We start from the raw sequence: 9,537 nt of genomic DNA on the forward strand, positions 1-9,537 counted from the left end.
GGATTGAAAATCTGGCAGATAATTAAGTTTCTTAAAACCTTCTGCAATATTTGCTGGAATAGAAACAGCCGCTCTGCACATCTGTTGCACCAATTCTTTCCCTTTCCTACTTTCCTACTCTCCTACTCTCCTACTTTCCTACAAGGTGAATAGTTACGTTTGTAATAATTATTATATCATCACCATTGAGTTATTGTCAATATTTTTTTAAATGTAAAAAAAACTTGCCAATTTCTAAAAATTATGTTATATTTATAATATATGGAAACAATGGAATATTGACAATATTCCATCATTGCATTCTAACAGGGAGGTGTATTTGTGATGAAAAAATGGATGATTCTAATATTAGGTTTAATCGGCTATTTCGCAGGGGTTTCAACTGTCGGGGCTTTTAGCATAAGTGGTAAAATTAACACTCTTGCTGATGTCCAGGTGACCATTGCCGGCAATGTTTCAAGTGTAACCACCACATCGGCTGATGGCAGTTATGTTTTTAGTGGTCTGCCAGATGGAAATTACATTGTTACTCCGGATAAATTATGGTGGTCTTTTTCACCAGGTTCCAGAACAGTTCAAATAAGCGGTGCTGATATTTTCAATGTAGATTTTACGGCAACTTATGCCCCACCGACCATCCGCGTTACCTGGCCAACCGCTACTGCCACTATCATCAGTGAAGGCTCGATTACCGCAACATTTGAAGTAGAAAACTTCAGTATCGGCATGGCACCTGATGGATACTGGGAAGGATATATTATTCTTGTGCTCTACTGCCAGCCGCCTGGTGGAAATAAACAACCTGTCTGGACCGGATTTGTTAACGAGACAACCTGGACTTTTAAAAATTGTGTGCCCGGAACTTATACGGTTGAAGTAGGTTTAGCCGATATGTTTCATACCAGACAACATAATCCAGAATCAAAAGATGCTGTTGAGTTCCGATTTGAACTTGCACCTGGGATAATGAATCCGGTAAAGAAGTTTAAAGGCGAATCGAATGATAACATCATTCGATTGACCTGGGAGAATCCCTACAATGCTTATTTTCGTGGTGTGCTTATTGTCCGCGGGACAGAGACTATTGGCACCTGGACACCAACTCAAGGGGCAACTTCAACCTATGTTGTTGGTAGTTTAACAAATAATGGAAAATTAAAGGTAATTTATAATAATCAGTATGAGACCTGCACAGATGAAGACCCGGCATTAATTCCACTTCAAACTTATTACTACACCGCTTTTGCCTATGATAAAGATGGAACTTATTCTGCGGGAGAACAAACTACAGTGGAGTTAAATGATACCCCACCAGCCGCGGTGAACGACCTTGATAGTTTGTATTGGACAGCAATCACCGGCTGGCAACCCATTCAACCAACATCATTTAGCATTATTTTAAATTGGACTGCCCCTGGTGCAGATGGAAGTCAAGGACAGGCAAGCACTTATACCATTAAATGGACAACGCAAGGGACAAATACATTACAAAATGACTTTGATAATTGTGCGTCTGCTCCAGGCATAATACCAAAACCTTCCTTTGCCGGTAATCGAGACCATCTGGTTGTTATCGGAACTGGCACTGATGACCGAAAATTACCCATTGGCAGTCGCACCGTCCAACCCGAAACAACCTATTTCTTTGCCTTAAAAACTATGGATAGAGGCGGACAGCTATCTAACATATCCAATGTCTTTCAGAAAACGACTTTAGACGAAATAGCCCCCGGCACCGTGAGTGACCTTGCCATTGCCAATGTTAATCTGCAAAACGGCTCACTTATGTTGGTCTGGACATCCCCTGGTGATGACGGAGATATAACCTGGACAAAAGATAAAGGCTATCCAAATCGAACCGATGATAAATACGATATTCGCTACTCTACTGTGCCCATAACCGAGGATACCTGGGTATTTGCTACACAGGTAGGCACCCCGCTACCCAGAAAGGCAGGAGAAGCGGAGGTATTTATCGTCCAGAACCTACAACTGGCTAAATATGAATATTACTTTGCCCTGAAAACAAATGATGAGCAATATAATGTTTCCGCACTATCCAATGTTGTTTCAACCGATATGATTTCTCCATCTACGGTTACTGATTTAGCCATAGGAAGTGTTACTGCAAGCACCATAGAACTTAGCTGGACTAATCCAGGAGATAACGGCACACAAGGTAAGGCAAGTGTTTATGATGTGCGATATAATTTTGAGAAGATTACTGAGGCGAATTGGGATAATTGTTTCCAGGCATTTGGCGAACCAAAACCTGGCGTCCCAAATACGAAAGCAACTTTCACCGTCACCGGACTTGGCTGGAATAAAACCTATTTCTTTGCCTTAAAAACCGTAGATGAGGCTGGAAATGAATCCGGGCTTTCTAATGTTGTCTCAGATACGACTAAAGGCGACCTGCCAACACCACCTCTCTGGAAAGAAGCTGAATGTCTGCCTGGGGATGAGGTGCTTTACCTTTCCTGGAACCCCAGCCCTCAACCAGATATTGCCGGGTATATCTTATATTATGGCGATGAATCCTACGCAGGAACGATTAATAAAACTTATGACCAGATGATTGATGTGGGTAATGTTACGAAATATAATCTCGAAGGATTAACGAATGATAAAAAATACTATCTTGCCCTACGCGGATATAACACTAATTCATATCCGAGTAACTATTCTACGGAGATATCTCGCACACCGGTTGGACTGGGCTATCAATATGAGCCAATGAGTGTCATTATCCCTATGGGTAACCAGCAAGAAGGTGCTGGTCAGATTAAACTGGATAAGATAAGAAATGCCTACAAGGCTTGCTTTAACCATGTTTATGAATATGGTAATATGGAATGGACTGCCTCCACATCATTCCCTTATCACAACACGGTTTTTGATGCCGGCACATTTATCTCAGAATATTCACCCGCAACCGCAACGGTAATAAGTTTTATAGATTTTGTTGGCACACCAACGCCAGATTATCTTGTTGTAGAAAAGGGTGTCGGGACAGGAAATGTGCTTGGTGTCTCAAAATCCTATTCCTTACAACCCATTAAGATTGCTTTATTTTACTCGGATTTAATGGATGAATATGACCAATACATTACCTGGGAAGAAGGTTATTTTGAACAAATATTCCGGATGTATCTCTGGGGTGAATACTTTGACCGTGTTAATGAAAATGATATTCGCCAGGGCAAACTTGCTGATTATGACCTGGTTATTTTCCCATCGGTTAAAAAAGGTTATGTGGAAGATGTTGTTGGCACTTTGACCCAACAAGGATTAGATAATCTCAAATCATTTATTGCTAATGGCGGTATCCTTTACACGCAGGGAGAATGTGTGTATTTAGTAGAAAAACTCGGGCTGGTAGGTTCTGGAACTGTAGATTTACAAACACGCGTAACCGATATGGATAGTAAAGGGCAACTAAATATTTTAGATACCGCACATCCACTTACCTTCTCCTGGTTAGCTCCAGAAACTTATGTTCTTGACGACCCGTTATTATTAGAAAAATCGCCAGTGGCAAATGCTACCCAGACAGTAATCGCTAATTATACTGATACCAATTATCCAGATTCACCCGCCATAATTTATATTGAACACCAGTTAGGCTGTGCGATGATGATACCTTCTCATCCATCGGATAAAACAGAATATTATCCAATGGTCTTAGATGCGGTGCTTTTAAGTATGTCGAGAAAGGCGGCTTTATCAATGGATGCCTGCCAAAAGTTCTCTGAGGAGGTGCCCAAAGATATTATTCCCGGATTAGAGGCAGATGTCCCGGTGTATGTTACGGTAACATTTTGTAACTTCTGGAATAAACCACTTAAGGATGTAGTTATCAAATCGGTAGTCCAGCCAGGATTCAATATTACTGACCAGTCTGATATTAGCCCATTACAATCTAATATTGAGCGAGAAGGGACTATCACTGACCTGGGTCCTGGCACACTAACTACTATTACCTGGAATTTTGGCGAAATTGATGAAAATACAAAGTTAAACTTATCCTTCTGGGTTTTTACAGAGGCAAATGCCCTTAAAAAAGGAGAAGCGGTTGTTTGCAAGACATCCGCAAGTTACAAAGAGGTGCCAGGCGGCGATGTAACGATTTATGCCCGTGATGTAACGATGAAGGCAAAAATGGCCGCACGATTAGTTGGCGACCGCGCGCTGGATAAACTTACCGCTTATGGCGTTGTTGGCAGCGGGATATTCTCGGATGTTGTCTTTCCCATTGAAAATAAAGAAGATACATTGGCAAAAAATGTCAATGTCCAGGATTTAGTCGCTCTGGTTGCCCCGATTGTTGATGTCGCGGATAATCGAAAGATAGTCTGGTCAACTGGCGGTACATACTGGGATGTAGATGACGGTGATGCCAATGCCTGGCTACAAAATGAGGTATTTTTCTTTGATGACCCACGCTATCCACTACCTATCGAAGCACTTAACCGCTATGTCAAATTTAATGTTAATAACTGGGATGGCGTGACAACTTATATCTACGAAAATCCTTATGGGGCACCAATTGAAATCCCAAATGTGTATAGTCAACCACAGTGGGGCCCGAATAATGATAAACCTTTAATTAGTTTAGCCCCAAATGGCGATATAATCCTGCCGGCACAAAAACTTACCTGGACTGGCACCTGGACATATCATCAAATTGGGGGGTATGATTTTATAGACCCACTTGTCAGATATGGGATAAGGAGCACGGAATTACCACCACCCTACCCGGGCACTTCTACTGACAAAAATAAAATCCTTCCGGCCAGAACAATTCTAATGGCAACATTACCCAATATCCCGGAAAAATATGTTGTTAATGGTAAGGTGCTGATGAATGCTAATGCATTATTCTTTGTCATTTTATTAGGCTCAGATGAAAACCCATATAAACAATATTTATCACAGGGCATTGCTTATTCACCCATTCCAACTAACATTGAAAATCTACCAAAGGTAAAATGGCAGGATATGTGGGGGAGACCGCATTCTGCCCCTCTTAGAACGATGGACCCACAGTTTAAAAAATCGAATGATTTCTTCCCGGTGGTTAAAGTTTATCCAACGGTAAATGATACCTATGAACTTTATGTAGAGAAGGATGCCCCCAGTGGGGAGCCACCATACACAAGAGATGGTGATGAAAAATTGTATTTAGAATATGATGTCTCCAAACCCGCAAAATTACATCTGATTGCCAAAACATGGAATGGGTCACGGGAATTTGAACAAATATATCAACCTGCTGAAAAATTTAAGATAAATAAAGACCAGAGTCTAATTGTCAAGAATATCTTTAAAGGATTAGGGTTTGATACAAGATATGAGCAGTACTATTTGACTGATTATCAGAATGTAGGCAACCCGACACAACTTGTTGATGAAAAAGATGACCCGATGTTTCATACCCTATATTTCAATCAGGCATTATTTACTGGCGAAAAAGAAGAAATTCATATCTGGGCAGATATGAACACATATTATCCGGATGTGCATTATGAGGGACCGATGAAGGTTAATGATGGTAGTCGATATGTCTTTCATAAGCCCGGTGAAGGCCCTAATCAATATATGATAATGGATGCTCATGTTCAGGCGGTCTGGGGGTTAGTTAGTGATGTTGAGATTTCTAAAAAGGTAGCACCAGTCAATATCGGTAATTATGGCGATACGGTGTTTCATATTATTAAAGTTGAAGACCCGTATGAGCCACGACAGTTTGAAATGGATACATTCCTTAAAACCTATGGGTTTGGGAGGATAACCGCCAGCACATTTGTTGGTGGTCGTATTGATGATAAACTTTGCACCCCACGACTTGCCCCGGGCCAGGAAACATTTGTGAGAATCGAGGTTTGTAATAACCTTGGTGGCGGCGCCAATGACCCATATACCCTTAAAAATGTTAAAATCGAACCAGATACCTCTGACCCGGAGACAAATCGGATAATTAATGATTGGATGACGATTACAGTGGATGATTTATTAAATTCTACTCCCCCGGTGCATCAGGACTTATCGTATCTACTTGAGGCTCAAGATGAACCGAAGATTGCGGATGCATGGCGAGGGATAGTCTATTTTAAAATTACGACCAAATCAACTATCCCTGATTCAGATAAAGGTAAGGTGCATAAGATAAAATTCAAATTGACCTGCGATGAACCTGGTAATCAATTAGCCAATGTAGGTTTTGAAATCCCGGCGGCCTGGATAGGGATAGAGGATGCGAATCATAATGTATTGACCACTTATGGTTCCTCGACGATTGTCCATTTAACCGATGGTTTTCCCTCTTTTGTTACGGTAGATAAGGCGAAATTAGCCAATGCCGCAGAAAAAGCAGAATTTGAACGACTTATTGGAATAGATGTGAATCAAAAACCGCGAGGCACACAATCAGCGGCTTATTTTGAAACCTTAAATAGAGATGTTACCTTTAGCCCCACAAAAGGCACCGTAACCTTTACTTTACCTAACTATGCCCAACAATTACCCTGGTATGATAATAATGAAATGAAGCAGGATTTTTATGTGATTGTTCAATCTATTACGGATAGTGTGCGAAGTGGCATAAAGGTTGTGAATGAGGGCCCGGAGATTGAGTTTAAAGACCATTTTAGTGAAACAGGCACTTCTGCGGGGAATCTTGAGACCGTTGTTGTTCATGGACCTTCGATGAATCAGGAATATATCGTTAATCAGATACGACGGGCATTTAATGGCGAAATAACACAGACACTCACACTCAATGAACGAAATGAGGTAGATTTAAAGGTATTATTTGTCAATACCGGGGATGATATTGCCGAAACACCAAAGATAACGATGAACTTAAATGCTGATGTCGATTTGATTTCAACATTCCCCGGAACCAGCACACAAATTGGAGATACAATTATCTGGGAATGGGGTGAGGGAGGAAATATCGCACCGGGGTCGGAAAAGAATATCTTACTAACCCTGTCGATTACTCCACAAAAACCGAAAGGGAAAGCACCGAAAGCACCTACCCCACTCCAATCAACTGACTATTTTGAATTGATTGGCTCAACCAGTATTACTTACACGGATGCCTTTTTAGGGATGCAGGTTACTCCACCACCATTGGGTAGTCTTTCCCTGCCCGCAATGGCACCAGCTATTACTGGACCGACAAATCTCCAGGCGGTTGGACATCCTGGCTCAATATCATTAACCTGGGAATATAATATTGCTACACCAACGACCTTTAATATTTACCGCACAGATATACCGCCAGCAGGGACAGTAAGTTTTCAACAGATTGATACCGGAATTGGCACAACGAGTTATATTGATAACACGGTAACTGAGGATATTCCTTATTATTATGTCGTTACCGCAGTAAGTGGTGATGAAGAAGGACCTATGTCAAATGTAGGGAGTGCGACACCGGGGGACATTTGGGCGCCAGGCACAATAACCGATTTTACGGTAAAAGATATTACCTCTGATTCGACTGGATTAGAGTGGAGTGCACCGGGAGATAACAATTTTAAAGGCACCGCCTCACTTTATATCATCAAATATGCACCTGTCGGAGGAAATTGGGATAATGCCACTGTGTTCCTTTCACCTCCTCTCCCTCAACCTGTAGGAAGTGTCCAGCAGGCAACAATAACTGGATTACTTAGCACGACGGCATATCGATTTTACATTCAGACCCTGGATGAAGTGGGAAATCCTTCTGGTATCGCCACCTGTGATGCAACGACTCTGGCTGGACCAATTACGACGAGAACCGTCTCTTTCCGAGCGGGGTGGAATCTATTCTCATTACCGTTAATACCAACGCTTAAACCATATACTGTTGAAAATTTAGTTCAGAGCATAAATGCACAAGGCGGAACCGCAGATATAGTTCAACATTGGGAGGACGGAAGCACCTGGAAAACTTACCAGATAGGCATTCCACCAACACCTCCATATTTTAATAAGGATATGCCGATTGAGGTTGGAAGAGGCTATTTTGTGCATTGTAAGAATGCCAGCACCTGGCAGATGCACGGCAGTAAAATTGAATCAGAAAATATAAATCTACGAACTGGTTGGAACTTAATTGGTCAGGGTGTGGCAACAATTACGGCTAAAAACCTGCTCCAGAATATAAATGCCCAAAACGGCTCAGCAACAATTGTTCAACGCTGGGATGATGGAAGTTACTGGGTAGGGTATCAAATTGGCTTCCCGGAGTTCTACAATTTTACAACGAATATAGATAAAGGCTATTTTGTCTATTCAAAACAAATCAGTAAATATTCGCCAAATTGGAACAGGGTGAGTAATTTTGCAGAAAATCAAGTTACTATCTCCTGGATTACTACCTCTAACCTGAAATGTAAAGTTCTTTACGGCACGACGACATCTTTTGGTTATGAGGCGTTTGATGACCGTGGGGTAGATACTCAAGCAGAGACGCATTTTGTCACCATTAAAAATCTAAAACCACAAACTACATATCTTTACACACTGGTTTGTGGTAACTCAACTGACCCAGCAACCTATTCTTTTACCACAGGACCGACGATATCGCCACAAGCACAGGCGAATGTCGCGGGTTATGTTAAAAAAGGTGCTATGCCAGTTGAAGGGGTAATTGTTTATGTTAAATTGAAAAAACAGGATAATTCCTCAGAATCCGTCTGGGCGGCTTGTTTAACCGACGCTACAGGCAGATGGGAAATAGACAAAAATAAAATCAGGACTAAAGATTTACAAGGCTTTTTCAGTTACTCAAATCAAGACAAGATTTATATCGAGGTAGAAGCAGGCTCTTTGGGTAAGACATCGACAACCGTAAACGCCAGCACAACTAATGCAGGTGATATAAATTTACCGTAAATTTTGGGTGGTGTCTTAATCTAGTGTCGTGGTGAACAAATAACGCACGGAATTTGATTCTGGTAACTGGTGATTGGTAACTGGTAATTAAATACCGTTCGGCTGAGCTCAGGACGAAACTATTTAATCAGTTACCAGTTACAATTATCTGTTCGCAGGTTATGAAATCTGATGATACGCCGTGCAAAACTTACTCAACATCACATTAGGACCTGGTTTTCTGGAGAGTATCTATCACAATGCCTTGAAGGTTGAGTTTGCAAGACAGAACATCATCTTTGAATCAGAAAAAGAAGTCAAGATATTCTATCAAGGTGTTGAGGGTGGGATTCATAGACTTGAGCTTTTTGTTGAAGATGAGATTGTGGTAGAGATTAAAACTGTTGAGGAGATAAGTGGGAAGTATTATAATGAGGTTAGAGCATACCTTAGAGCAATGGATAAAGAAATAGGGTTAGGGGTAAATTTCGCAAACTCCAGGATTGATGTCCGAAGGGTAGAGCAAGAAAAAGTTTGAACCATTTCTCCAATTCTCCCTTTTCCCCATTTCTCCTTGTTTACACTTCTAATGTATAGCCCTGAACGGTTACGATTTTCTTTTTTGTAGGACGCAGATAAGAGTGTTCCCGACTTGTTAAAAATACG

At 41.2% G+C, this 9,537-nt stretch carries 2 protein-coding genes and 1 pseudogene; 2 read left to right on the plus strand and 1 reads right to left on the minus strand.

All coding sequences use genetic code 11. The features are described from left to right. Positions 1–96, minus strand: a pseudogene (locus AB1414_09700) (four helix bundle protein). Between the two features lie 228 nt (positions 97–324). On the opposite strand from AB1414_09700, the gene AB1414_09705 reads away from it, so the two are divergent. Together AB1414_09705 and AB1414_09710 are read left to right on the plus strand one after the other, a co-directional pair. Further along, positions 325–8,892 carry a fibronectin type III domain-containing protein gene (locus tag AB1414_09705; GenBank protein ID MEW6607707.1) on the plus strand — a complete coding sequence of 2,856 codons (8,568 nt, stop codon included), beginning with the start codon at positions 325–327 and terminating at the stop codon, positions 8,890–8,892. A 181-nt stretch (positions 8,893–9,073) separates the two neighbouring features. Then, complete coding sequence (locus tag AB1414_09710) at positions 9,074–9,409, plus strand: GxxExxY protein (GenBank protein MEW6607708.1); 336 nt, start codon at positions 9,074–9,076, stop codon at positions 9,407–9,409. The last annotated feature ends 128 nt before the right edge of the window (positions 9,410–9,537 follow it).

Source organism: bacterium (assembly GCA_040755795.1).
Classification (GTDB): domain Bacteria; phylum UBA9089; class CG2-30-40-21; order CG2-30-40-21; family SBAY01; genus JBFLXS01.

What these genes read in the sequence shown, in the direction of transcription:
- AB1414_09705 (MEW6607707.1), top strand. Translation starts at nt 325, where the DNA reads ATGAAAAAATGGATGATTCTAATATTAGGTTTAATCGGCTATTTCGCA.